Source organism: Granulicella sp. S190 (genome assembly GCF_009766095.1).
GTDB lineage: Bacteria > Acidobacteriota > Terriglobia > Terriglobales > Acidobacteriaceae > Edaphobacter.
The window spans coordinates 298,057-321,385 of sequence record NZ_LMUD01000009.1 but is presented as its reverse complement, the minus strand read 5'-3'; the positions used below and the strand labels follow the sequence as shown (position 1 = coordinate 321,385).

The 23,329-nt window shown below is 58.5% G+C and carries 22 protein-coding genes; 9 read left to right on the top strand and 13 right to left on the bottom strand.

Annotated elements, in window-relative coordinates:
• The first annotated feature begins 162 nt into the window (after window positions 1–162).
• Window positions 163–2,220, top strand: coding sequence for a protease pro-enzyme activation domain-containing protein (locus GSQ94_RS05215; RefSeq protein WP_158942245.1), 2,058 nt, complete (start codon window positions 163–165; stop codon window positions 2,218–2,220).
• Window positions 2,221–2,344: 124 nt separating this feature from the next.
• On the opposite strand, the gene GSQ94_RS05210 is transcribed toward GSQ94_RS05215, so the two are convergent.
• From GSQ94_RS05210 to lipA, 3 genes are all read right to left on the bottom strand, one after another.
• Complete coding sequence (locus tag GSQ94_RS05210; protein ID WP_158942244.1) at window positions 2,345–2,905, bottom strand: TetR/AcrR family transcriptional regulator; 561 nt, start codon at window positions 2,903–2,905, stop codon at window positions 2,345–2,347.
• Between the two features lie 158 nt (window positions 2,906–3,063).
• A complete protein-coding gene (locus GSQ94_RS05205; protein WP_158942243.1) occupies window positions 3,064–4,200 on the bottom strand; it encodes an alkene reductase in 1,137 nt (378 codons plus the stop codon).
• A gap of 501 nt (window positions 4,201–4,701) precedes the next feature.
• Window positions 4,702–5,685 (bottom strand): lipoyl synthase, encoded by a 984-nt coding sequence (lipA, locus tag GSQ94_RS05200; RefSeq protein WP_158942242.1) that lies wholly within the window; start codon window positions 5,683–5,685, stop codon window positions 4,702–4,704.
• A gap of 228 nt (window positions 5,686–5,913) precedes the next feature.
• Between lipA and GSQ94_RS05195 the strand changes: the two genes are divergently transcribed.
• Entirely contained in the window at window positions 5,914–7,023 is a 1,110-nt protein-coding gene (locus tag GSQ94_RS05195) for a hypothetical protein (protein ID WP_158942241.1), read from the top strand.
• A gap of 471 nt (window positions 7,024–7,494) precedes the next feature.
• Here the strand turns inward: GSQ94_RS05195 and GSQ94_RS05190 are convergent, their stop codons facing one another.
• The 5 genes from GSQ94_RS05190 to dacB form a co-directional block, all read right to left on the bottom strand.
• Complete coding sequence (locus GSQ94_RS05190) at window positions 7,495–8,361, bottom strand: TIM barrel protein (RefSeq protein ID WP_158942240.1); 867 nt, start codon at window positions 8,359–8,361, stop codon at window positions 7,495–7,497.
• A 286-nt stretch (window positions 8,362–8,647) separates the two neighbouring features.
• Window positions 8,648–9,124 carry a DUF4442 domain-containing protein gene (locus GSQ94_RS05185; protein ID WP_158942239.1) on the bottom strand — a complete coding sequence of 159 codons (477 nt, stop codon included), beginning with the start codon at window positions 9,122–9,124 and terminating at the stop codon, window positions 8,648–8,650.
• Window positions 9,121–9,498 (bottom strand): hypothetical protein, encoded by a 378-nt coding sequence (locus tag GSQ94_RS05180; protein WP_158942238.1) that lies wholly within the window; start codon window positions 9,496–9,498, stop codon window positions 9,121–9,123. The genes GSQ94_RS05185 and GSQ94_RS05180 overlap by 4 nt, the downstream gene beginning before the upstream one ends.
• Window positions 9,495–9,839, bottom strand: a complete 345-nt coding sequence (locus GSQ94_RS05175; RefSeq protein WP_158942237.1) for a cytochrome c — start codon at window positions 9,837–9,839, stop codon at window positions 9,495–9,497. Before GSQ94_RS05175 ends, GSQ94_RS05180 begins: the two co-directional genes overlap by 4 nt.
• Before the next feature lie 28 nt (window positions 9,840–9,867).
• Complete coding sequence (gene dacB, locus GSQ94_RS05170) at window positions 9,868–11,403, bottom strand: D-alanyl-D-alanine carboxypeptidase/D-alanyl-D-alanine-endopeptidase (protein ID WP_254063662.1); 1,536 nt, start codon at window positions 11,401–11,403, stop codon at window positions 9,868–9,870.
• 284 nt (window positions 11,404–11,687) lie between these two features.
• On the opposite strand from dacB, the gene folP reads away from it, so the two are divergent.
• Window positions 11,688–12,617: a dihydropteroate synthase gene (gene folP, locus GSQ94_RS05165; RefSeq protein WP_254063661.1), complete on the top strand. Its 930-nt coding sequence runs from the start codon at window positions 11,688–11,690 to the stop codon at window positions 12,615–12,617.
• Between the two features lie 126 nt (window positions 12,618–12,743).
• On the opposite strand, the gene GSQ94_RS05160 is transcribed toward folP, so the two are convergent.
• Window positions 12,744–13,427 carry a YukJ family protein gene (locus GSQ94_RS05160; RefSeq protein WP_158942235.1) on the bottom strand — a complete coding sequence of 228 codons (684 nt, stop codon included), beginning with the start codon at window positions 13,425–13,427 and terminating at the stop codon, window positions 12,744–12,746.
• 154 nt (window positions 13,428–13,581) lie between these two features.
• Here GSQ94_RS05160 and rmuC point away from each other — a divergent pair, with 154 nt between their 5' ends.
• The 4 genes from rmuC to GSQ94_RS05140 all read left to right on the top strand — a co-directional run bounded on the left by rmuC (window position 13,582) and on the right by GSQ94_RS05140 (window position 18,527).
• A complete protein-coding gene (gene rmuC / locus GSQ94_RS05155) occupies window positions 13,582–15,087 on the top strand; it encodes a DNA recombination protein RmuC (RefSeq protein WP_158942234.1) in 1,506 nt (501 codons plus the stop codon).
• 144 nt (window positions 15,088–15,231) lie between these two features.
• The gene (locus GSQ94_RS05150; RefSeq protein ID WP_158942233.1) at window positions 15,232–15,474 is read left to right on the top strand and encodes an acyl carrier protein; all 243 of its coding nucleotides are present in this window, start codon (window positions 15,232–15,234) and stop codon (window positions 15,472–15,474) included.
• 3 nt (window positions 15,475–15,477) lie between these two features.
• Window positions 15,478–16,728 carry a beta-ketoacyl-ACP synthase II gene (fabF, locus tag GSQ94_RS05145; protein WP_158942232.1) on the top strand — a complete coding sequence of 417 codons (1,251 nt, stop codon included), beginning with the start codon at window positions 15,478–15,480 and terminating at the stop codon, window positions 16,726–16,728.
• A gap of 269 nt (window positions 16,729–16,997) precedes the next feature.
• Complete coding sequence (locus GSQ94_RS05140) at window positions 16,998–18,527, top strand: sialate O-acetylesterase (RefSeq protein WP_158942231.1); 1,530 nt, start codon at window positions 16,998–17,000, stop codon at window positions 18,525–18,527.
• Window positions 18,528–18,641: 114 nt separating this feature from the next.
• Here GSQ94_RS05140 and GSQ94_RS05135 read toward each other — a convergent pair whose 3' ends face one another.
• Window positions 18,642–19,385 (bottom strand): YIP1 family protein, encoded by a 744-nt coding sequence (locus tag GSQ94_RS05135; RefSeq protein ID WP_158942230.1) that lies wholly within the window; start codon window positions 19,383–19,385, stop codon window positions 18,642–18,644.
• 138 nt (window positions 19,386–19,523) lie between these two features.
• Window positions 19,524–19,901, bottom strand: a complete 378-nt coding sequence (locus tag GSQ94_RS05130; RefSeq protein ID WP_158942229.1) for a VOC family protein — start codon at window positions 19,899–19,901, stop codon at window positions 19,524–19,526.
• Between the two features lie 92 nt (window positions 19,902–19,993).
• Between GSQ94_RS05130 and GSQ94_RS05125 the strand changes: the two genes are divergently transcribed.
• On the top strand, window positions 19,994–20,773 hold the full coding sequence (locus GSQ94_RS05125; protein ID WP_158942228.1) for a helix-turn-helix domain-containing protein: 780 nt from the start codon (window positions 19,994–19,996) through the stop codon (window positions 20,771–20,773).
• A gap of 22 nt (window positions 20,774–20,795) precedes the next feature.
• On the opposite strand, the gene GSQ94_RS05120 is transcribed toward GSQ94_RS05125, so the two are convergent.
• On the bottom strand, window positions 20,796–21,434 hold the full coding sequence (locus GSQ94_RS05120) for a nuclear transport factor 2 family protein (protein WP_158942227.1): 639 nt from the start codon (window positions 21,432–21,434) through the stop codon (window positions 20,796–20,798).
• Between the two features lie 244 nt (window positions 21,435–21,678).
• Complete coding sequence (locus tag GSQ94_RS05115; RefSeq protein ID WP_158942226.1) at window positions 21,679–22,512, bottom strand: ATP-binding protein; 834 nt, start codon at window positions 22,510–22,512, stop codon at window positions 21,679–21,681.
• A 302-nt stretch (window positions 22,513–22,814) separates the two neighbouring features.
• Here GSQ94_RS05115 and GSQ94_RS05110 point away from each other — a divergent pair.
• On the top strand, window positions 22,815–23,329 hold a 515-nt coding region (locus GSQ94_RS05110), incomplete at its 3' end, for a cupin domain-containing protein (protein WP_174240887.1).

Below are 23,329 nucleotides of genomic sequence, written 5' to 3'. Positions count from 1 at the left end.
CAGACCTAGCCGCACCGGAATCTCCGGTACGCCGACGCGCACCCATATCTCGGCCCTCCCGCCCCCAACCCGCGGACATATCGAGACCGACCCCTCTGAGTCACGCGGTCTCCCACTACCCTCAACTCATTCAACCTCGTTCCACCAGGAGAAATGATGAACATGCAGAGAAAGACCGCTAAAGCATCGACAGCTGTACTCGCAGTACTCTCAGCATTTGGGCTATGTTCCAGTCAGGCAGAAGCTGGGCCGGGCACAAACGTAGCCAAGGGTTTGCAACTCGCCACGGATCAGGGAAGGGTGGACTCGAACAAAGAACAGACCCTCACCGTGATGCTTAAGCTCCATAATCAGGCCGCCTTCGATAAGGCCGTCGACGCGCTTTACGATCCCGAGTCAGCCAGCTATCACAAGTGGTTTACCGATGCGGACTTCGCGCGATACGCCCCAACAGCCACTGAGTTGAAGGCTGTGACCGAGGAGTTGGAGAAGCAGGGCCTCAGCGTAATCTCGACAGATCCTCAGAACTTCTCGGTTCGCGTGCATGGCAACACCACTGTCGTCGAGAAAGCATTCCAGACTGAGCTCCACAACTTTACCTATCAGAAGCGAACCTTTCAGGCCCACGTTCGCGAAGCGCAGTTGACTGGCGCAGCAGGCGAGCTTGTGGATTCGGTTGCCGGGCTCGATCGTCACGCGGTACATCCCCAGATCTCGTTTGTGAAAGATCCAAAGACCGGCAAGGCGTTGTATGGGAAAAAAGTGACGGCTCAGGATACAGCGGCAACGTTGTTCAACATTACCGGAACCCCACTGAGCACAGCGACTCTGTACAGCTTGAGAGCACTGGGTACAACATTGCCGGTGGCCACCTACTACGGCACGGTCTACAACCAGGGCTCGCCGCGGCAGGCTGTCTCTTACACTCCAGCTCAACTCCAGTCGCACTACGGTCTGACGCCTCTGGCCAAGGAGGGATACGACGGGACGGGACAGACGATCGCACTCGTCGAGGCATACGGATATGACGCTGCGGAGACAGATGCCAACCTCGCGGCCAAGACCTTTGGCCTTCCAGCATTGACGTCGAAGAACTACGAGGTTCTCTATCCCGAAGGTAAGCCGCTGGACCCCGGCGCAGCCGACCTGACAGGCTGGACTTATGAGATTGCGCTCGACATTCAAGCAGCTCATGGTATAGCTCCAGGGGCCAAGATTGCTGTAGTCGCCTCTTCGGGCCAGGACAACGAAGACTTCATCGCATCGCTGCAGTACATCATCAGCCACAAGCTGGCCAATACTGTCTCGAACAGTTGGGAGACCGACGATGAAATCATCTCGGGCTCGGCTGAAGAGAATGCTTTCAACAGCATCCTCAAGCGCGGCACCGCTGCAGGAATCTCCTTCCAATTCTCGACGGGTGACAGCGGAGACCTTGGTCTAGGTTCGCCGGCTGGCGCAGTCGGGATTCCGTCCAACTCGCCTTATGCTACGGCTGTGGGCGGCACCAGCATCCTGAACGACCTGAACGGCACCGGACAGATCGTAACCGGATGGGGAACAGTGATCAACGTTCTCGACGATGTGTTCATCGCCGATCCGCCTTCACCCGGGTTCGTCGGCGGCGCAGGCGGCGGAGAGAGCGAATTCTACGCGAAACCGTCCTGGCAAAAAGCTCTCAAGGGGAGCGGCCGTCAGGTTCCCGATGTCTCGGCGCTTGCAGATCCTTACACCGGATTTCCGATTGTCGTGACGATTGAGGGCAGCCAACTGGCGATTCCAGGCTACGGCGGAACCAGTCTCGCAAGTCCGATCTTCTCGGCGATCTGGGCGATTGCCGATCAGTACAACGGTAGTCCTCTCGGCTTCGCGGCTCCCGCGATTGCAAAGTTGAAGACGGGCCAGATCACAGACGTTGTAGGTACGTCGGACCTGCAGACCGGCAATCCTGCCGGAACGATCTTCGATCAGAATGGAGCAACGTTCTACTCCGCTCTGGATCTTTTTGCAGGCGCGTCGCTCGGACAGACACAGACGCAGTTTACAAGCGCGCTGTGGCCCCAGAACTTCAACGATCTCTTCTCCATCGCATTCGGCGTCGATAGTTCGTTGACCGTGACACCAGGCTGGGACAACGTGACCGGATTCGGCGAGCCGAACGGCCTGCCGTTCATCCAGGGAGTCACTGGTAAAACGAAGGGAGCTGCAGTGGCGAAGTAACTCTTCTACCAGATAAAAAAGAGTGCGCAGGGTGCAATGACCCGGCGCACTCTTTTTTCTGCTTGCCTCTACAAATCGAATGACTCCGAAGCAGCATATCTGGACAAGCTACCTGAGCCTGTTCCTACTTCGAAGCGGCCAGGAATTCCATAAATTGATCGATCTTGCGCTTAGAGACCGCAACCGACACCTGAGCGTTCTGTTCAACGCACAGCCCTGCAAAAAAAGTGAAGATCATCTCCGTAAGAGATCCAGCGTTTCCAACACCTGGCAGCCCGGCCTTTAGATTGATCGTAATCAGGCGCTTGAGCTTCGTGTCGTTCTCTTCGACGATCTCTCTCGCTTCAGGCGGAAGAATCGCAACATCTCGCAGCGAATTAATCGAGAAGCAGCCTCGTCTACCGTTGTAGCACGTATGCCCGATCTCCAGAAACCGCCTCACATTATCTAGCCCCTTCGGCTCGGACGAGAGGATGTCGTCTCCCCCTCGCGTCTGCAGGTAGTACCGCAGACTCTCGAGAAAGATCTCTTCCTTGTTCTCGAACTCCGTGTAGAGCCCTGACTTGTTGACGCCGGTTGCCTCTTCAAGATCGTGAAGGCGAGTGTCGGAGAACCCCTTCTCCCAGAAGACCGATATCGCCTTCGTCAACACCTCTTCACGTGTGAAGCCCTTGGGTCTGCCCATGACTATTCGATGTCGGACGAAGTTGCGTGACTCAAATCCTGCGTGCCACCTGCCATCATAACTTCAACTCAGACCCGATCACCACACGAAGAACTGGGTCGAATCTCGGTGCACTCTAAAGCGACGGCACAAGTCTGATCCCCGTGCCGCCGCCTGCATCATTTCGCAGTGAGTTCTGTATCGTAAGCGGGATAATCCGTGTACCCGCGCGCGTCGAAGCTATAGAACGTATCCCGGTCGTACTCCGCAAGGGGAAGCCCTTCTTGGATGCGCCTTGGCAGATCCGGATTCGAGACGAAGTGGCGGCCAAAAGCGACTGCGGCTGCAATCTTCTTCTCCACAACTTCCTCTGCACCGTCAGGCTCAAAGCCACCGGCAGCGATGATCGGTCCCTTGAAGATCTTGCCCAGGCTTTCAGCAGCGATCGGTGCCTGCCCCTCGTGGATGACGACGTTGCCCTTCACGCGAGGCTCAATGATGTGCAGATACGCGAGCCCGAATCTGTTCAGTTGCTCCGCAACATAGCCAAACAGCGCCTCAGGATTGCTGTCCGCCATGTCGTTCCACGTGCCCCCAGGGCCGATGCGGACTCCCACGCGATCCGAAGGCCACACTGACGTCAGGGCTTCGACGATTTCAAGAAGAAGCCGCGATCGGTTTTCGATGGACCCGCCATACTCGTCCGTGCGCTTATTGCTGTTGTCTTGAAGAAACTGATCGATCAAATAGCCATTCGCTGCGTGAAGTTCAATACCATCGAAGCCAGCCTGCTTAGCATGCTCGGCGGCCTTGCGATAGTCCTCCACAATGCGCGGAATCTCAGGAATCGTTAGTGCGCGATGCGGCGACGGTGTCACCCAACCGCCAGTCGTCGAGGTCAGGTGATCAGTGTTCTCCCAATAGGAAGGATTGACCGAGGCTGACACCGGCGCCTCTCCGCCCGTAAGAGAGACATGGGACGAACGGCCCGTATGCCAGAGCTGAGCTACAATCTTGCCACCCTTCGCATGAACAGCGCTGACGATCTTCCTCCAGCCCTGCACCTGCTCCTGCGAATAGAGTCCCGGCGCTCCCAGCCAGCCGCGGCTCGTAATCGAAATGTTAGTAGCTTCCGCAATAATCAATCCTCCATCAGAGGCTCGCTGCCCGTAATACTCCGCCATCAGATCGCCCGGTACAGAGTTGGGCTGAATGGACCGTGACCGCGTCAACGGCGCCATCACGACACGATGTTTCAGTTTGATCGCCCCGAATTCTACCGGGGTAAAGAGTGCTAAGCGGTTCTTCGTCGTCATTTGTTTCACTCCTCACAATCTATTAATTGCTGGTGCTCTAACTCCGCGATGCTCCAGCGAAAACCGCCATGACGTCATGTTTGACAGCGGCTATATTGACCATCAGGTCCAGTCTCACGGCTAATGCATTCATCTCATTCGCACTCCGCAATACCATTCCTGCAACTCCTCATCTTGAGGCATATCCATGCTGCACAACTTGGATGACAGTAATGAACCGTTGGGTTCAAAAAACTTACTGTTAGCTGTGGCAACCTCTGGCCGCTAAGAGGAAGAGGTCAAGTGAGCGGAGAGCCACCGCAGGAAACAAAGAGGTCGACAGGAAAAAGAGGCGTTCGACTTCGACGCGCGCACGTCGAAACCCAGCGATCTGAACATGCAATTCGATCACGAAACGGTCCCGTGTGAACTGAGAGGCATGCATCTCCGCACTCTCACCTGCTCCCCGCGTCGAACCGAAGCGACAACGAAAAGACCGTGCCGCACCCACCTTCCGGCGCATTACAGATGAGCGCCGCTTTTCACAGCCAGCCCAGTGCTCTCCGCCTGCTCCTGCGCATGGTAGCTGCTCCGCACCAGCGGCCCGCTCTCCACATGCTTGAAGCCCATCCCCACGGCCTCATGCTTCAGAAATGCGAACTCCTCAGGCGTGTAGTACCGGGCCATCGGCAGGTGATCTCTTGACGGCCGCAGGTACTGTCCAATCGTCAGAATATCCACCCTCCGGTTCGCCAGGTCGCGAAACACCGCCAGCAGCTCGTGCATCTCTTCGCCCATCCCAACAATAATGCCTGTCTTGGTTACAATCTGATCGCCATCCCGGTCCGAGAACATCTCCGCGGCCAGCCCCTTCGCATGCTGCAGAAACCGCAGTGACTTCTCATAACGCCCGCCACTCTTCGCCACCCGATACAGTCGCGGCACCGTCTCGATATTGTGATTCAGAATCTCCGGCCGCGCCGCCACCACCATTCGCAGCGCCTCTTCGTTCCCCTGAAAATCCGGCGTCAGCACCTCCACCCTGCACCCCGGAGCCTGCATCCGAATCTCTTCAATCACGCTCACAAACGCCCGCGCCGCGCCCACATTATCGTCATCGCGGTTCACGCTCGTAATCACCGCATGCGCCAGTCCAAGCTGCGCGACCGCATAAGCCACGCGCCTCGGCTCATCGAAATCAATCGGCTCGGGCTTCCCCTTCGGCACCGCGCAAAAACCGCATCGCCGCGTGCAAAGATTCCCCAGCATCATGAACGTAGCCGACTTCTGATTCCAGCACTCCCCGATATTCGGGCACTGCGCGCTCTCGCACACCGTATGCAGGTTCAGCTCCCGCGCCATCTTTTTCAGGTTATGAAAAGTCTCGCCCATTGGAGCCTTCGCCTTCAGCCACGCCGGCTTCGCCGTAGGCTTCTTCGGGGTCAGATCGATCTGAACCAGATCTGCGCTCGGCTGAGACACGAATTGGGCCACTGGAGGAGTCATCCTCTTCTATTGTATCCAACCGCCCCCGCAACGGAAGCCCAACTCCCACCTCTCCGATTCCTCATCTCCCAGTGCACAACCGGATTCGACGTTGCACCAAAGTTGTAGCAGGTAATCAGAGAAAGCTATCGGATGGGTTACAGATCAAGACTATCCTCCCTGAATAGCGACTCTTGAGACCGAATGCGGTCCAACGCTGCACGACTGAGAAAGGCAGAGGATCAACTCATGGCTCGCACAACGACTGAATCACTCTCTGGAATACTTGCCATTGCCATGGCACTCACCGTAACTGCGCGTGCTCTGGCACAGGAAAATGGAGCCGCCTCTTCAACCCCACAGGCCGTTCTCTCAGCTCAAACCACGGACGCCGCCCAGCCCACATCGCAGCCCGCAGATATCGCCGCAACCGATCATTCGATCTTAGATCCAAAGGCCGCACCCTCCTCTCCCGCCTTGCAACCTGCGTCCCTCGCAAAGGGGAAAAAAGGAAAGCAGGAGTACACCGGCCCCACGACTCTGGTCGAGTTGCCCCCAGCCCCGATGCTCGACGAAGAAGGCAACCAGCGCCAGGATCCGGACGGCAAACTCATGTTCAACCCGCCCATCAAGCAGCAGCGCGACAAGTTCGGCCACCCCTTCTTCGACGAGCACGGCAAACCCGTCATGCAGACCAAAGACAACCTTGGCTACGACGAGAACGGAAAGAAGCTCCACCCCTCCAAAGAGAAGCCGCCAAAGACCGTCTCCGTCTCCATCACCCGCGGAACACTTACCATCGATGGCATGACCGGCAAAGCCGCGCTGAACTATGAGATCAAAGATCTGAAGTACGTCTACTTCTACATCCCCGGTATCGGCATCACTGTCGTCTCCAACGCCTCCTTTCCCGGCGCAGTCGAACAGAAGAAGGCCTTCGACGACAAGACACTTACCGTTACAGTCGGCGAGCATATCGTGCAGTTGACCTCGGACCAGCGCCTCTTGAGCAAGGTGCCGGAGTCGGCCTTCGTCCGAGTAGACAAGAGCTTCTCCGTGCCAACGAAATTCCCCGTGATGGGCTACGGACCCATCCGGGTAGCTCCCTACGCCTGGCCGGGCTCAAAGCAGAACGAAGACTTGAAGGGCGCCGTCGAAGCTCCGCCCCTGCCCGTCGATCTACGTCCGGAGCCACTTATGCAGGCATGCCCCACAGGACAGATGAGAATGCCAGGCGCAACCGTATTGCCTGGACAGGCAGCCGCACCACGTCCCTGTGTCCCTATCGCAGCCACGCAGCCAACCGCTACCACAGGCCCAGGGCAGGTGGCGATGGGACGCCAGCAGTCAAGCAAGTAAACAGCGGACAATCCAAAGCCCTCTTCTCTCGCGCAGCGACGACACCACAGCCGCAGGTGCCGCAATTCGTGCAGAGTCGTTTTCGCTTCTTTGTTTGTCATTCCCGAAGGCAATCTGCTTTTGCAGTTTCTTCACCATCAGGCAAATCGCCATAACTGTCATTCCGCACTGCAGCTAGGAATCTGCAGTTGCAATTATTTTTGTTTTATCCCTTCGATAATCCATAAATCCGTCATCTCGACCGAAGCAGCTCACGGCCTCATCGTGAGTTGAGCAGCAGAGAGACCCCCCGTATTTTGCCGTTGCACTTGTAGTTGTAGTTGCTTACTCTTTTGTTGTCATTCAGTACCGCAGCGAGGGAATCTGCGGTTGCAGTCTCCGCACCATCAGGCAAATTGCTATAGCACTTGAGCAATCGTCCGACCCTCGCTGTACTCACAAGACCTTCGCAAGCAGCCACACGCTACGCAGCTAAGCCATAGCCCGCACTGCCTCTTCCCGCGCCCGCCGCAGTGTCTCCACCACATCGCCCGTCGGATAAAACTCCATCGCGATCACACCCTTGTAGTGCAGCTCCCCCAGCTTCTTGTAGATATTGCCGTAGTTGATCTCGCCAGTCCCCGGCTCATGCCGCCCCGGAACGTCCGCCACGTGGATCAGTCCAACCTCATCAAGGTTCTTCTCCAGCTTCTCCATCAGATTCCCCAGCCCGCGCTGCTCGTGATAAAGGTCGTACAGCACCTTCACCTGCGGACTCCCCACCGCCCGCACAATCTCAAACGCCTCCGTCACCCCATCCAGGTAGATCGGCGGATTCTCCAATCTATCAATCGGTTCAATCACCCCGACTATCCCCGCCGCACCCAGAACCTCCGCCGCTCGCTTCAACGTTGCAATCGAGGCGTCCCTCTGCACTCCCGCTGCGGTGCCTTCCACCCGCTTGCCTGACAGCAAAATAATCTGCCCGCACCCCAGTCGCTGCGCCTTCGGAACAAAGCTCTTCAACTCCGCAACAAACGCATCCCCGCCCGCAGGATTGGCAAACCCAGCCGCCACCCCCGACGTCGCATCTACCGTGATCTTCAGCTCCTGCATACGGGCCAGAATGCGCCGCCAGTCCTCCTCGGACCACTTCAGAAACTCTCCCACCAGCTCCACATGCCGATAGCCCGCCTCCGACACCCGCTGCAGGTTCTCCTCGAAGCTGCCCCGCTTGTTCAGCGCCCACATCATCACCGAAAACTGCGGCCCCTGCTCCGCCTGCATCCCGCGCAGCGCAACCGACGGCGCCGCCAGCATCGCTCCCGCAGCCAATCCAAAATCTCTTCGTGTCAACATGCCCACCATGCTAATCCAACGCAATGGATGTAGAGTCGCTTTCGCTTCTTTTTTTGTCATTCCCGAAGAGAATCTGAGTCTGCAGTTTTACCCACCAAGCAAGCTACCATGGTCCAACCGAAATAAATCGTGATCCCGTGGCGTATCTTTGCCCCTCTCAAAACACGCGGCGAAACACCACGCCCAGCCACGCGAGCCACCACCTCTTCACCATCAAAACACCACGCGCAAACAGACGTTTTACTCAGAAACCCCTTCAAAAACATCAGCAAATCCGCAAAAAACCTTACCCCACACCAGCCCGTAATTTTTTTCGCTCCTCATGCGCGATCTTCGTCGCACAGTAGATCACCCGCTCCACCTCCGCCACCACCCCGCCGTCATCGTCCTTCACCTCCACCACAAACCGCACATCCGTCCGCCCCTCACGATCCACCGTCTCCCGAATCTCCCCCAGACGCTCCGCCGTCAAACGAAACTCCGCGCGAACCCGCCCCAATCCAGGCTTTTTGTACTTTATCGAAGCCGCTTTATCCCAGACCACATACTTCGGCCCCAGATTGGTAGCCAGCATAATCATGTAAAACGGATCCGTCAGCGCAAACAGCGATCCGCCAAACTGCACTCCCACATAGTTGCGATTCCACGGCCGCAGCGGCATCGCCACATCGATCGCCCGCAGATCCTTATCCAGCCGCGTCACCTTGATCCCCGTCCCAAACAGCGGCGGCCACCACCCGATATGCCGAAGCCACCAGCTCATCGCAGCCGATCCCGTACTTCCGTCCGCACCAGGTAAAGAAAGAAACACAAAGCTAACCCTGCCATCACTAACAATCCCGAGTTATGAGTTACCCGCGACATGAAGATGTAGCCAAGAGACAGCATTAGCGTGCCTCCCAGGACCAATGCCCAGCCCCATCTTTTAAGACGCAACAATCCAAAGACGCCCACCACAATCATCGTGCATACAGGTAAAACGCCATAACGCGCACCTGGCCCAGGAAACTGTCCATTCAACACTCCAACAACTCCAACTAGCGATACGACCAGCATAAACAGGCAGATTCCCGCCACGCCGGGCAGCATCCCCTGCGCCCGCGCCTCCAGCTTCTTCACCTCTGCGTTCTCGCTCATAGAGTATGCAGATACGCCAACAGGTCATCCGTATCCTGCTGATCCAGCGTATTCCCCAGCGCCGGCATGAGATTGTGTCCATGCACAATCGTCGCCGTTACGCGTTCCTCGTTCGCCGGAGCGCCGCTCGGCAGGTACGGCTTCTTGAACACCCCAAGCAGCGCCGGCCCATGCAGCGCATTGTTCTTGCGGTCGTAGTGGCACTGCGCACAGTGCACCTGATACACCGCATGCCCATGCATCTGCTGCGCATTCAAATCCGCCAACGGAGTAGGCGGCGCCACCGACTTGCATCCCACCAGCAATCCCACCAGAAGCAGAAATGAAAAGACCCGAATCATCCTCTCATTCTCTCATCCGCCACCGAAATCAGTTCGCCGTAGCGACCGCCTCCACGATCCTGTCCATCGCCTCGCGGTCCGCATGCGTCTGCGGCAGATGATTCCCCACCATCACCGAAAAGATCACCGTCCGTCCGCTCGCGCACTCCACATACCCGCTCAAAGCCCGCGCCTCTCCCAGCGTCCCCGTCTTCGCAAACACCTTGCCCTTCAGCGGGCCCTTCGCAAACCGCCCCTCCAACGATCCATCCACTCCACCCACCGGCAGGCTGCTCTTCCACTCCGCAAACCACGGCTGTCCGCTCGCATACTGCAATAGCCGCGCAGTCGCACGAGGAGTCACCAGGTCATGCCCACTCAACCCCGACCCATCGAAGAACACAAAATCATCCTTATCAATCCCCGCACTCACCAGAAACTGCCGCACCACCAGCGCCCCCTGCGCAATCGTCCCATCTCTTCCACGCGCCGCTCCCAACTGTCGAAGCATTAGCTCCGCGTGCAGATTCTGGCTCACCTTATTCGTCACCACCACATCTTCCGAGAGTGGTACCGAAGCATGCGTTGCAAGCGTCCTCTCTTCACCAGTAACCGCGACGCCGAACTCCGCATCATCCGGCGGCTCAATCCTTTGCTGCGGCGACCCTGCTTTCGCACCAGCATCCGCCACAACGCCCGACTCGCGACTGAAGCTCTCCGTATCCATCAGCACCCGATGCCTCGCCTTCGCAATGCCACCCACTCGAATCCCCCGAGCCTCCAACATTCCCTTCAACGCGATCGCCGCATACTCTGCAGGATCCTGGATCGCAATCTCCTCCACATCCGGCATCCCATGCAACTCAATCGCTCCATAGATCCGCAGCACCTTCGATCCAGGCGCCCGCGTCATCTGCACTGTGCTGCCGCTCTTCGCCGCTCCCGTCGTCACAGCAACATCCAGCGTGTAATAAGGCACCATCGGTTCGATCGCCACACTTGCAGGCGCACCCACCAACTCTCCCGGCGTCACCGTCACCTTGATCTGGTTATCGGTAATCGACAGCGCCGACACCGGCGCGCCATATCCCCAAACCGCATCGTCAATCGCCCAATCCTGCCCATAAGGCTCCCAAGGAAACACCGTGTCATCTCCAATCACATCACCCTCAACGCTCTTCAGCCCCGTCGCTACAATCTGATCGGCCATCTCCTCCAGATATCGTAGCGGCGGGGGTCCCGACTCAGCCAACTCGGGCTTCTGCCCAGGCACTGGCGCAACATACGGCAACATACGGCCCGACAGATTTGCATCCCCACTCCCCACCAGCACCAGATGCCCGGTCAACCTGCCGCCATCGCCAAAGACTCCGCGCCCCAACACCTTCGTCTGATACGTAGTCTTCGCTCCCAGCAAAGCCATCGCCGCCGCGGTCGTAAACAACTTCGCATTGCTCGCCGGCTGAAAGAGCTGCCCCTCGTTCAACGAATAAATCGGCGTCCCATCGATCCCCACCACTGCAATACCCCAGTGGTCCCGTGCTACCGCAGGCTCACTCAGCACCTTCGCAATCGTCTGCGTCAAATCCGCGTTCTTCGTCTGCGCGCAAAGCAGTTGCGCGCACATCACCAGACAAACCGCGCCCCATCTCGAAAGCCTCACCATCCGCGCAGTCTAGCATTTGGAAACGGTGTGTCCTGCGCGGAGGGCAGTCCAGGCACGATGAGCAGCATCGCTCCTCCCGATGGTCGGAATCATCTTCCCTCCGACCAACGGGAGGGAGGGCCACGCGAAGCTTTAAAAACGCGTGCAAACGCCCGCTCCACGCGCAGTGAGCCCGTCCGGCAGGACACAGCTAAAATCGACTCATGCCCTTCGCCCACCGCACGCATCACGACTGGCGCCTCCGCACCCGCACCCTCGCGCTGGGCGAGCGAACCATCATCATGGGCGTCCTCAACATCACGCCCGACTCCTTCTCCGACGCCGGCCTCTTCTACTCCCCCCAGCACGCTCCCGAGCGAGCCATCGCGCAAGCCCTCAAGATGCTCCAGGAGGGCGCCGACATCCTCGACCTCGGCGGCGAATCGACTCGTCCCAACGCCACCCCGCTCAGTCCCGACGAAGAGCAGTCCCGCATCCTCCCCGTCATAGAATCCATCCTCAAAGAAAGACCCACCACCCTCCTCTCCATCGACACCTTCCACGCCACCACCGCCCACCGCGCCATCGAAGCCGGGGCCGAGATCATCAACGACGTCAGCGGTCACCTCTGGGATCCCGATATGTCCAAAACCTGCGCCCAATCCGGCTGTGGAGCCATCCTCATGCACACACGCGGCCGCCCGCAGGACTGGCCAAACCTCCCGCCACTCGCACCCGAAGCAGTCCTTCCCCTCGTCCTCAAAGAATTAACCGAGCGACTCGAAGCCGCCATCGCCGCAGGTATTCCTCGCGACAAGATCGTCCTCGACCCCGGCTTTGGCTTCGGCAAACGCCTCGACGAAAACTACCCTCTCCTCGCGCACCTCGACCAGCTCCAGCAGTTCAACCTGCCGATCCTCGCAGGCACCTCCCGCAAGGGCTTCCTCGCTCACACCCTCGCTCAAAACCCGTCTCTGGCTATCCTTCTCGAAGGCGCGCCACCATCCATGGAAGACCGTCTGCACGCCACCATCGCCGCCAACGTAGCCGCAGTCCTCGCGGGAGCGCACCTCCTCCGCACCCACGATGTCCGCGCAGCCGTCGAAGCCGCCGCCATCGCCGATCGAATCTTAGAGGCTCACCAAAAAGCATAGGCCCTTCCAAAACCGACCAACGGGAGGACCACGCGAAGCAATCATAAGTCACGAAGTGACCGCCCCACGCGCAGTGGGCCCGTCCGGCAGGACATAAGCATCTGTCCCGCCGGCAGACGAGTGTCTCTAAACCGGATTCCCCGCCGAATCCGTACTCCAGCTCTCCGTCTGGAACGCAATAAACACTGCAGTCCAGGTCCCAGCCGAAGGCAGATGAATAAACAGCGCCCCATCCTGCCACACGCCGTTATCCCCGCTGAAGCCACCACCTTTACCACCCACGGGATTCCCCTGGTTCATATGAATATCGTGAATCCCATCCACCTTCCCCGAGTCGGCAAAAGAGCTTCCGAACGCATAGATCACGCCGTCCTTATCGGCGACCGTCATATTTAGCAGCGTCACCACGGCGTTCTCGAGCGCCTTCGCCCGCGCCCGCTGCACCATCTGCTCCTCTGCACTGCCCTTCGCGTTCGCCTTCGACTGAGGCAGCAGAGTCATCTGCGCCTTCGTAATCATCGGCTGGCCGTTCACCGTACTCCGCACGAAATCGAGTGCCAGCCCACCCGGCACGCTCTTCAGCGGAGTCATCCCCATCGGCAGCGCGGTCAGAGCAGCTAAATCCGGCGGCGTAAACTCCTCAACGATGTCATACAGAACCTCAGACCCATCCACCGATTGAATATTCACAGCAACCGTAAACGGCCCACCCGGTGCCTGCATCGTGATCTGATAATGTGTACTCGATCCGGTTACAACCTTCCCCGCAGTAGGCTTTCCCGCCAGCACGCTATAGTTCGTAATCGGCATCCCGTTACCTCCACAATCATTTCAACAGAATCCTCGGCGACCTGTTTCGGTTACCCGGATATTCATCAGCAGACTGTCACAATGGGTTTTACCACCCTGGAATTCACATACCAACTCCGAAATCAGATGCTATTCTTAGGCGAAGGAAAGTCGAATGTCCATCGCCCTTCTCATCCTCAATCTCGTCACTCTCCTCGCCGTCGTAATCCTCCTGCTCCGAAAACAGCAGCCCCCAACGCCAGACGCGCGTCTCACCCAACTGCCCGACCAGTTGACCCGCCTTGACGCTCGCAATGAAGCGCTAGATCGTCACCTCCGAAGCGAAGTCGCCCAGTTACGCACAGACGCCGCCGACGAAGGCCGCCGTACCCGCGAGGCAGCAGCGGCAGACTTCACCAGCCTGCGCACCGAGATCACCGCAACCATCGCAAAACTCAGCGGACTTCAGCAAACTGAACTCAACTCCTTTCGAAGCGATAACAAGACCTCCGACGAAACACTTCGCACCGTGGTTCAGCGCGATCTGGAAGCCATCGCGCAGCGCCTGACCTACTTCATCAGTGAGGTGACCCGCAACCAGACTGAGGCCCGCGAAGCCCTGCACAGCCGCCTCAACGAGCTCTCCGGCGAAGCCAACGACCAGCAGGAAAAACTCCGCTTCACCGTCGAGGAGCGCCTGGAAAAGCTCAACACCACCAACGCCGCAAAACTCGAAGAGATGCGCGTCACCGTCGATGAAAAACTCCACGCCACCCTGCAAACCCGGCTGACCGAATCCTTCGGCCAGGTCACCACGCATCTCGGCGAAGTCCAGAAGGGCCTGGGCGAGATGAAGGAGCTCGCCACCGGTGTTGGAGACCTGAAGAGGGTTCTATCGAACGTCAAATCCCGTGGCGTGGTGGGCGAATTCCAACTCGGCCAGCAGCTCGAGCAGATGTTCTCTCCCGAGCAATACATCAAAAATGCCCGCATCAAAGCGGGAACCCTTGAATCCGTCGAATATGCCCTCAAGTTCCCCTCCGGCGACGGCCAGACAGGGCCCGACAGCTACACCCTCCTCGCCATCGACGCCAAATTCCCCAAAGAAGATTGGGAGCGCCTCGAACACGCTTATGAAGCTGGAACAGTCGACGAGATTGCCACAGCTGGCAGAGCCTTTGAGCGTGGCATCCGCGCCGAAGGCAAGCGCATCTGCGACAAGTACATTGACCCACCCACCACCATGCCCCACGCCATCATGTTCCTGCCGACGGAGAACCTCTACGCAGAAGTCGTCCGCCGTCCAGGTCTCCAATCCGAGATCCAGGCCAGTTGCCGTGTCACCATCGCCGGACCCTCCACCTTCATGGCTATCCTTACCAGCTTCCAGATGGGCTTTCACACGCTCGCCATTCAAAAGAAAGGCGACGAGGTCTGGCGCGTCCTCTCCAGCGCTAAAAAAGAGTTCGAGACCTATGGCGGACTCATGCAGAAGGTCGAAGACCAGGTCGGCACCGTTCAGAACACCATTCAAAAACTCGGCGTCCGCACCCGGGCGATCAACAAAGCTCTTAAGAACGTCTCCTCGATCGACCCCGGAACCCCCATATCCAACCTCATCGGCTTTGAAGACATTGCCAGTGTTGCCCCGCTGCTCGCCGCCTCCAGCGACGAAGACTGAAAATCTCCCCGCTCCGGGCCGCCACCGACTCGCCCCTTTGCTTTACACTCACTGAGGCGCTCAGTATGCTTGAGATTGGCCGTGTCGACCTCACAGCGACAAAACATTCAGGCTTCAGATTCCAGACGTAAACAGGAGAACGAAATGGCAGTAGTAGACGAGAAGGTAAAGCAGATTATTGTCGAGCAGCTTCAGGTGGATGAAGCAGAAGTCACACCGGGCGCAAGCTTCCAGGAAGATCTCGGCGCAGACTCCCTCGACGTCGTCGAGCTCGTCATGCAGTTCGAAGAAGCATTCGACATCCAGATCCCCGATGAGGATGCCGAGAAGATCAAGACCGTCAAAGACGCCGTCGACTATATCGAAAAGAACCAGAAGGCCAAGTAAACAATGGAGCATCGTCGCGTAGTTGTCACCGGCCTCGGCCTTGTCTGCGGGGTCGGCAAAACCGCCCCTGAGGTTTGGGAAGGTCTCATGGCCGGGCGTAGCGGTATGGCCGAGATCAAAGCATTCGATCTTACCGGTCATCCAGTCCGCTTCGCTGCGGAGGTTAAGGACTTCGATCCTCTCCTCTTTGTCGAAAAGAAAGAATCCCGAAAAATGGGCCGCTTCATCCACTTCGCTCTGGCCGCTGCAGCCGAAGCGATGGCCCACTCCGGTCTCAAAGTCACCGAAGAAAACCACGATATGGTCGGCGTCCACATCGGCTCCGGCATCGGCGGGTTCGACGTCATCGAGCGCGAGCACCAGAATCTGCTCAGCGGCGGCCCACGCAAGGTTTCTCCCTTCTTCATCCCCGGCTCCATCATTAATCTCGCTGCCGGCCACGTCTCCATCAAGTACGGGGCACGCGGACCCAACGAAGCCACCGCAACCGCCTGTACCACCTCGGCACACTCCATCGGCGACGCCTTCCGCATCATCCAGCGCGGAGATGCCGATGCCATGATCGCCGGCGGCACAGAAGCCTCCATCACCCCGTTGGGCGTAGCCGGATTCGCAGCCATGCGAGCCCTCTCTACCCGCAATGACGATCCCCAGCACGCCAGCCGCCCCTTCGACAAGGATCGCGACGGCTTCGTCGTAGGCGAAGGCGCAGGCATCCTCATCCTCGAAGAGCTCGAGTTCGCCAAGGCTCGCGGTGCCAACATCCTCGCCGAAGTCCTCGGCTACGGGCTCTCCGCCGACGCCTTCCACATGACCGGCATGGCTCCCGAAGGTGAAGGCTGCTACCGCTCCATGAAGCACGCCCTCAAAGTCGCAGGCCTCTCGCCCGACCAGATCGACTACGTCAACGCCCACGCGACCTCAACCCCGCTTGGCGACGCTCTCGAATCCAAGGCCATCGAGAACCTCTTCGGCGAGCGCGCCACCAACCACAAGCTCCTGGTCAGCTCCACCAAATCCATGACCGGCCATCTCCTCGGCGGCGCAGGCGGCCTCGAGGCCGGCATCACCATCCTTGCCATGCAGCACCAGATCGCGCCTCCCACCATGAACATCGTCGAGCTCGATCCCCAGTGCCGCCTCAACTACGTTCCAAACAAGCCCCAGCCCGCGAAGATCGACTACGCTCTCTCAAACTCCTTCGGCTTCGGCGGCACCAACGGCTCCCTCGTCTTCAAGCGCTGGACCGAATAGATCCGCATCCATCCAAACCCTTGAGGCCTGGCGAAAACCGGGCCTCTTCGCTTTATTCCTCCACGAGAAATTCGTCATCTCGACCGAAGCGCTTCACAGCCTCATCGTGAAGCGCGCAGTGGAGAGGCCCCCGCATTTCGCATCCAAAGCCACACCCAAAAGCATTCTCAGCCACTCGCTTTCAATGAGATAAGCGAAACCTTCCCGCCCCCAGACTCGTCAACTACCCGACGTCCATCCAAGTTATAAAAGTAGTCGGAGACCCCTGCATGAAGCTTCGCCTCACCCTCTGCCTTCTCGCCGCCACCCTCACCGCTCAAGCCGAAGTCTCCCTCCCAAAACTCTTTTCCAGTCACATGGTCCTCCAGCGCGACATGCCCATCCACCTCTGGGGCAGCGCCACCCCCGGCGAGTCCATCACCGCGACCTTCCACGACCTCACCAACACCGCCACCGCCGACGCCGCCGGCCGCTGGAGCATCTATCTTCCCGCCCAGCCCGCTGGCGGCCCCTACACCCTCACCGTCCACTCCACCAACACCATCACCTACGACGACATCCTCCTCGGCGATCTCTGGTTCGCCTCCGGCCAGTCCAACATGGAGATCACTCTCTCGGGCTTTGGCCCCGACACCCCGATCGAAAACGCAGACAAAGAGATCGCCGCCGCCAACTACCCCGACATCCGCCTCCTGCTGATTGAAAAGGACTCCGCCGCCTATCCTCGCGAAGACGTCCGCTCCACCACCGGCTGGTCTGCCTGCACCCCCGCCTCCGCAAAAGGCTTCTCTGCCGTAGCCTACTTTTTCGCTCGCGACCTCCAGAAAGCCCTCGCCGACAAGCACCAGCACGTCCCCATCGGCCTCATCGACTCCACCTGGGGAGGCACGCCCGCCGAAGCCTGGACCAGCATGGACGCCCTCGGCACCAACGCCTCTCTCATGCCCGTCTTCAGAGCCCAGGCAGAAAAATCGGATCGCGAAGCCACCGAGATCCGCCTCGATGCCATCGATAAGCAGCTCCGTGCCGAAGGCAAGCCCCTCACTCCCAATCGCGACTGGCATCCCAACCCTGACTCCTGGCGCCCCGCCGCCATCTACAACGCCATGATCGCCCCCTTCACTCCACTCCCCATCAAAGGCGTCATCTGGTATCAGGGCGAAACCAACTCCGCTCTCAACACCGTCGGCCTCTACGACAAGCTCTTCCCCGCCCTCATCGAGGACTGGCGCCACCACTGGGCGCAGGGCAGCTTCCCCTTCCTCTACGCCCAGATCTCCGCCTTCGCCAGCACACCAAAGGAAAACTGGGGCGAGCTCCGCGACGCCCAGCGCAAGACCCTCGCCCTCGTCAACACCGGCATGGCTGTCACCATCGACGTCGGCAACGAGCACAACGTCCACCCCGCCAACAAGCAGGCAGTAGGCGAGCGCCTCTCCCTCCTCGCCCGCCGCATCGCCTACAACGAAGACATCGTCGACTCAGGCCCGCTCTTCCGTCTCGCCTACCCCGACAAGGGCGCCATGCATCTCTGGTTCGACAACGCCTCCAGCCTCCACGCAAAAAATGGAGCACTCGAAGGCTTCGAAGTCGCCGGCCCCGACCGCGTCTTCCTCCGCGCCAACGCCAGCATCGATCACGAGCCGGGCGGCGACACCGTCACCGCCGCCAGCCCCTCCGTCCCCAACCCGCAGTACGTCCGTTATGCGTGGCCCAACTTCCCCCAGGCCAACCTCTACAACGGCGCCAACCTGCCCGCCTCCACCTTCTCGTCTCTGGAGCCGCACACGCAGCCCTGACAGTAATGAAGTAAATCTTCCGCCGACCAAAGGGAGGCCATTGGCGAAGCCGGTATACACCCCACGAAGTGGGCGCTGCCCGCGCAGGGCGTACTTACCGACAAACCTAGGCACCTAGCTGCTGATCGCAGCCGAAGCGACGCTCAGAACTAACACCAGCACCCACCACCCCACCACCACGGCCGCTGCCTTCCCGCGGCTCACCTTCGCCACGATCGAGGTCCCAATCACCAGCAGAATCAGATTCCAAATCCCGATCACATCTATAAAGCTCAACGCACTCTTCAGCCACGGCGCAGCGTCCGGCATAAAGTAAGCAGGATTGGTCCCCACCGCGTTCTTAAGATTGAAGCTCTCAGCATTTCCGCCAAACACAACCGTCACAATCGTCAACAGCCCACTCAACAGCCGAGGCAGCGACGCATACATCCACACGGCGAACATCTGAGCAAACGTGGTCTTCGCCCCCAGGCCAAAGTTGAAGCTCGCCCAGTTCACCAGCGCCCCCACCGCCGAGATCAGCAGGATAATCACCGGCGTCGCATACGAGACGTACTTGTACCCGGCAGACATACCCTTCATCCTCGCCGCCCGCTGATCCGCCGGCAGGCTCTGCATCTGCTCCTCCTGCTTCGGGCTATCCAGAATCACATTCTCCACCACCCGCCCGAACCCAACCTGCCTGTCGATCGTGAACGTCACCCCGATCGACACCACCACAGCCAGCAGAAAGGGCAGCCACCAGCTCGTGCTCCGCAGAATATCCGTAAACGTCTTCGAAGGAGCCAGGAACGTGTCCACCACCCGCTCTACCTGGCTCAACCCCGGCTGCCCATCCACCACCACCGCATCACTCATCGACTCTCCCCGCGCCGCTCTTCTGCGTCAATCCCAACCGCCGGGATGGCATTCAGGCGCTGCAGGATTGTAGCCTGTCCCCTTACCGCGCCCAATAAAAATCTTCCGCGTCCTCGCCGCTTCCATGCACGCCAAATCTCACTCCGGGTGTTCAGAGAGCGAGAGAGCATTTCCATCCGGATCGAGAAACCACGCGATCTTGCTTCCGCCCGGCGCGGTCCACACCCCAAGCTCGCTCTGAACCAGCGGAGGGTACCGCATGAAAGTGACCCCCCTACCAGTCAACGCCTGCACCTCGCTCTCAATCTCCTTCACACGCCAACCCAGAATCGTATAACGAGCAGGGGTGAACTCCTTCAACTTGGCAATTCGAATAAAAGTCTCCTTCGATCGGACTACCAGCGCGAAGGCATCGTCGCTCACAAACTGCAAACCCAGTACGCCCTCATAAAAGGTGCGTGCCCTTCCCGCGTCCACCGTTGGTATAAAGCCCATCACTTCGCCTTCAGAGATCATGGATTCTCCCTCGTTTCTCAGTTCGTATTGTCGTCAGACTAGCTGATCATAAGGACCTCACGACCGAAACGTCTGCGATACTCTGACAACAAATGTCGAAAAAGCGTCAGATCGCCATCTTTGACCCACGCCGCGCTGCAGACGCAGATATCTCTTCGCTGTCCTACGCCTACGGAAGCGGCCATACTATTCCGCAGCACTTCCACGAAGTGGACCAGATCCTCTACGGCATCTCCGGTGTCATGGCCGTAACCACCGCAGAAGGATTGTGGATCGTTCCTCAACATCGAGCCGTCTGGATTCCCGCAGGAACAGCTCACTCCATTGAGATCTGGGGCCCATTAGTCATGAAGACGCTCTATCTCAAGCCCAGGCTGATAAAACAGCTTGGGCGCAGGTGCTGCCTCACCAACGTCTCCCCGCTGCTCAAGGAGTTACTGCTCGAAACATGCAACATCGGCCACCTCTATCGAAAGACTCCAACCCATGCACGTCTCATCGGAGTCATCAAAGATCAGCTCGAACGATCTCATCTTGTCCCGTTACAGATGCCGATGCCCTCCGATGCGCGAGCCATCCGGGTCGCAAAGCTCTCTCTCGCAGATCCGAGCGAGAGAAGACCGCTCAAGGATCTCTGCAGAGAATCCGGTGCCAGCAAGCGAACCATTGAACGCCTGTTCCTCGAAGAGGCCGGTGTGACCTTTGGTCGATGGCGTCAGCAAGCTACTCTGGTACGCGCCATCCAGTTACTAGCCGAAGGCGACAAGGTGACGAATGTGGCCTTGGAGATCGGCTACAACAGCCCAAGCGCATTCATCGCAATGTTCAAAAAGCTTATGGGCACCACTCCCACCCAATATCTAGCAAGCTAGCGGGTCTACAGGCGAATCGCCCTTACGGAACGGAGGGGCGAGTATCGGACCAGTCGATGACCAGCTTTCTCTCCACGAAGTACCAACGGTTTTCCTGACGAAGGAACTGATCGTAGTACCGGATCCCGAGGGTCTGGCACTTGCGTTGCCCGCTCTGCTCCTGGAATTGATGAACCAGGCAATACGTCTCACCGATCGCGCGATCGCCTTGGAGTGCGACCTCACTCTGCCCATTCAGGTGCAGGGTGACCGTGAACGTATTGAGGACTGCCAGGGCACTGCGGATTGCAGCTCTGCCCGTTATCGTCGAGTGTGGCTTGTGGGTGTTGGGATCCCCCTCGTAGTTCAGGATCGACCCGTCCGGGACAAACAGGTTCGACTGCTGTTCCGCTAGTCTCCTGTCGGCACAGTGCGACCACGCATCCACCAGTCTACGCAGTGCCAGCCGATCAGCCGCCTCGCCCTTCAACGTCGTAGCAAGAATGGACGTGTCATAGAGGCTCTCGAAAGAGAGAGGAGACACGGCTGCGGAGTGCGGCTGCGCTGCGGTCTCTTGACCCCGGGCGTCCGTGGCGCACAGTCCCATCGTCAGAGCCGAACTAGCCGTTGTTACCGCGGTAGCAAGAAAGCTGCGCCGATCGGTCTTGATCTCACCTTGCATAGGTCGCCTCCGTCACAGAACACCCCGCAGTCGCCGCAGCCCTCGCCTTTTGTTTGTCGTTCCCGAAGGGAATCTGCATTCTCAGTCTATAAACCATCAGATGCAACGCCACAGTCGGCGTACAGTCGCCCTCGCTTTTTGCTGTCATTTCGAAGAATATGGCGGGAATCTCTCTCCGTGCCGGACTGTCAAGCCTCGAAACAAGCTTATGGGCACCACTCCCACCCACCTCGCCCGCTAGCGGCTAGTCCAGATACTTGATGAGGATCACTTCGTTTCCCAGTTCGTTGTAGATCAGTTCGTCGACGGTCCCGGCGGCGAGCAAAAGGCCATACCCTCCAGCGCGCATGCCTTCCTGGTTACGCTGCACAATGTGAGCCGTCGGATCGTCGAGGGAGTTGGAATGGACTGCATGCGTAATGGCTTCCTTGCGAAACCCCGCGCCGGGATCGCGTACCCGAAAGGTCATGGTGCGGGCGGTGCGTATCGCGTTCACCTCTACCACCTGATCGGGATTGAATGCGGCGCCGTGCTCCATCGCGTTGATGAGGATCTCGCGAAGCGCCAGCATAATCTCCTGGCGTGCGGTCTCGGGCAGCTGCGCGGCAAACTGCCTGGCAAAGGACATGAGGCGATCAGCAGTCGCGAGACGGCAGTTGACTCGGACAGCGATCCATCCGGGGCGTGCCGAAAGGACTTCAATGTCCTCGTTCGACTGGTCGCCGGTAGCTGCATTGCGCGCGACGCACGCAATCTCGTCCACGTCGAACGGAGGAGTAAAGCATCCGAAGACGCGCGCGCGAAGTGCGGCGATAATCTCGTTCGGTGTGCTCTGAGGAGCGAGAACGATGCACTTGAGATTAGGCCGAATCATGCGCATCTCCTGAAGCAGTGCAAGGGCCTCTTCGATGGAGCTATCGGCGCTGGTGACGATGACACTGAAGGCGCGGGAGCGAAGTCGGTGAAGGGCGTCGATATGCCCGGCGGCGTACTCGAGCTGCAGGTCGGCAGCGGTCAGGAGTTCACCAATCTCCTGGCTGACAGACGTTTGACTGTCGATGATGAGAACTTTGCTCACGGCGCCTCTCAAGCCAACGGCTTGATTCTAGATCATAGAGAGGCGAAGACCGCTACAGCGAAATTTGCTCATGCCCTATGCCCCATAGCTAAAGGAACCAGTCCTCAAGCATCACAACTCTCAACAATAGCCAATGCGCTCATCGACAAGGAGCAACGGCCAGTACGCAACTGAGAAGCTATGAGATTGATCGACACAAGCCGACTCGTCGGTACTAATCCACACGAAAAGAATTCTGTTGTGCCTGGCACTGGAAATTATTTAAGCCGACTACACTAGGGCAGAATCTCAATTTCTAATACATGACTGATTCCTCTCGAACAGCGCAAGACTTTGGGATGTCGACAGCACGAAACGACGTGCTTTCAGAGGTGCTTACATTAATTCGCCTTCGCGGCGAACTCGTGTATACCGCATTCCTCGGTAAGCCGTGGGGCCTCCAATTCCAACCAGGAGCAGCCCACTTTCACTTCGTCAAGACGGGAGAGGCATGGGTGACACCAGCCGGTGGAGAGCCGACAAAAGTCTCTAAAGGAGATTTGGTGTTGTTGCCGTTGGGAAGGGGCCACGTTATCACGGATGGCCTACACTCACCTTTTGAAAAGATTGAAACTGTCGCTGCGGAACATTTCAATCGCGACGAGCTTGTACTCCGCTACGGCAGCGGCGATCCCATCACTCAAATCATCGGAGGCTTTTTCAATTTTGAAGGCAGCCCGCTCCCCGCGGTGATGTCAGCTCTACCACCCATGATTCATATTCCTCGCGGTGACTCTGGGGCTCCCGCTTGGCTCGAAGCAATATCAAATTTCCTCAT

Excerpts from the sequence above, each read along its gene's own strand:
- GSQ94_RS05180 (WP_158942238.1), bottom strand. The coding sequence starts at position 9,498 with ATGAGCGAGAACGCAGAGGTGAAGAAGCTGGAGGCGCGGGCGCAGGGG.
- GSQ94_RS05195 (WP_158942241.1), top strand. The coding sequence starts at position 5,914 with ATGGCTCGCACAACGACTGAATCACTCTCTGGAATACTTGCCATTGCC.
- GSQ94_RS05140 (WP_158942231.1), top strand. The coding sequence starts at position 16,998 with ATGAAGCTTCGCCTCACCCTCTGCCTTCTCGCCGCCACCCTCACCGCT.
- GSQ94_RS05135 (WP_158942230.1), bottom strand. The coding sequence starts at position 19,385 with ATGAGTGATGCGGTGGTGGTGGATGGGCAGCCGGGGTTGAGCCAGGTA.
- GSQ94_RS05190 (WP_158942240.1), bottom strand. The coding sequence starts at position 8,361 with ATGTTGACACGAAGAGATTTTGGATTGGCTGCGGGAGCGATGCTGGCG.
- folP (WP_254063661.1), top strand. The coding sequence starts at position 11,688 with ATGCCCTTCGCCCACCGCACGCATCACGACTGGCGCCTCCGCACCCGC.
- GSQ94_RS05125 (WP_158942228.1), top strand. The coding sequence starts at position 19,994 with ATGTCGAAAAAGCGTCAGATCGCCATCTTTGACCCACGCCGCGCTGCA.
- lipA (WP_158942242.1), bottom strand. The coding sequence starts at position 5,685 with ATGACTCCTCCAGTGGCCCAATTCGTGTCTCAGCCGAGCGCAGATCTG.
- GSQ94_RS05175 (WP_158942237.1), bottom strand. The coding sequence starts at position 9,839 with ATGATTCGGGTCTTTTCATTTCTGCTTCTGGTGGGATTGCTGGTGGGA.
- GSQ94_RS05120 (WP_158942227.1), bottom strand. The coding sequence starts at position 21,434 with ATGCAAGGTGAGATCAAGACCGATCGGCGCAGCTTTCTTGCTACCGCG.
- GSQ94_RS05160 (WP_158942235.1), bottom strand. The coding sequence starts at position 13,427 with ATGCCGATTACGAACTATAGCGTGCTGGCGGGAAAGCCTACTGCGGGG.
- GSQ94_RS05185 (WP_158942239.1), bottom strand. The coding sequence starts at position 9,124 with ATGAGCTGGTGGCTTCGGCATATCGGGTGGTGGCCGCCGCTGTTTGGG.
- GSQ94_RS05130 (WP_158942229.1), bottom strand. The coding sequence starts at position 19,901 with ATGATCTCTGAAGGCGAAGTGATGGGCTTTATACCAACGGTGGACGCG.
- GSQ94_RS05150 (WP_158942233.1), top strand. The coding sequence starts at position 15,232 with ATGGCAGTAGTAGACGAGAAGGTAAAGCAGATTATTGTCGAGCAGCTT.
- rmuC (WP_158942234.1), top strand. The coding sequence starts at position 13,582 with ATGTCCATCGCCCTTCTCATCCTCAATCTCGTCACTCTCCTCGCCGTC.
- fabF (WP_158942232.1), top strand. The coding sequence starts at position 15,478 with ATGGAGCATCGTCGCGTAGTTGTCACCGGCCTCGGCCTTGTCTGCGGG.
- GSQ94_RS05215 (WP_158942245.1), top strand. The coding sequence starts at position 163 with ATGCAGAGAAAGACCGCTAAAGCATCGACAGCTGTACTCGCAGTACTC.
- GSQ94_RS05205 (WP_158942243.1), bottom strand. The coding sequence starts at position 4,200 with ATGACGACGAAGAACCGCTTAGCACTCTTTACCCCGGTAGAATTCGGG.
- GSQ94_RS05210 (WP_158942244.1), bottom strand. The coding sequence starts at position 2,905 with ATGGGCAGACCCAAGGGCTTCACACGTGAAGAGGTGTTGACGAAGGCG.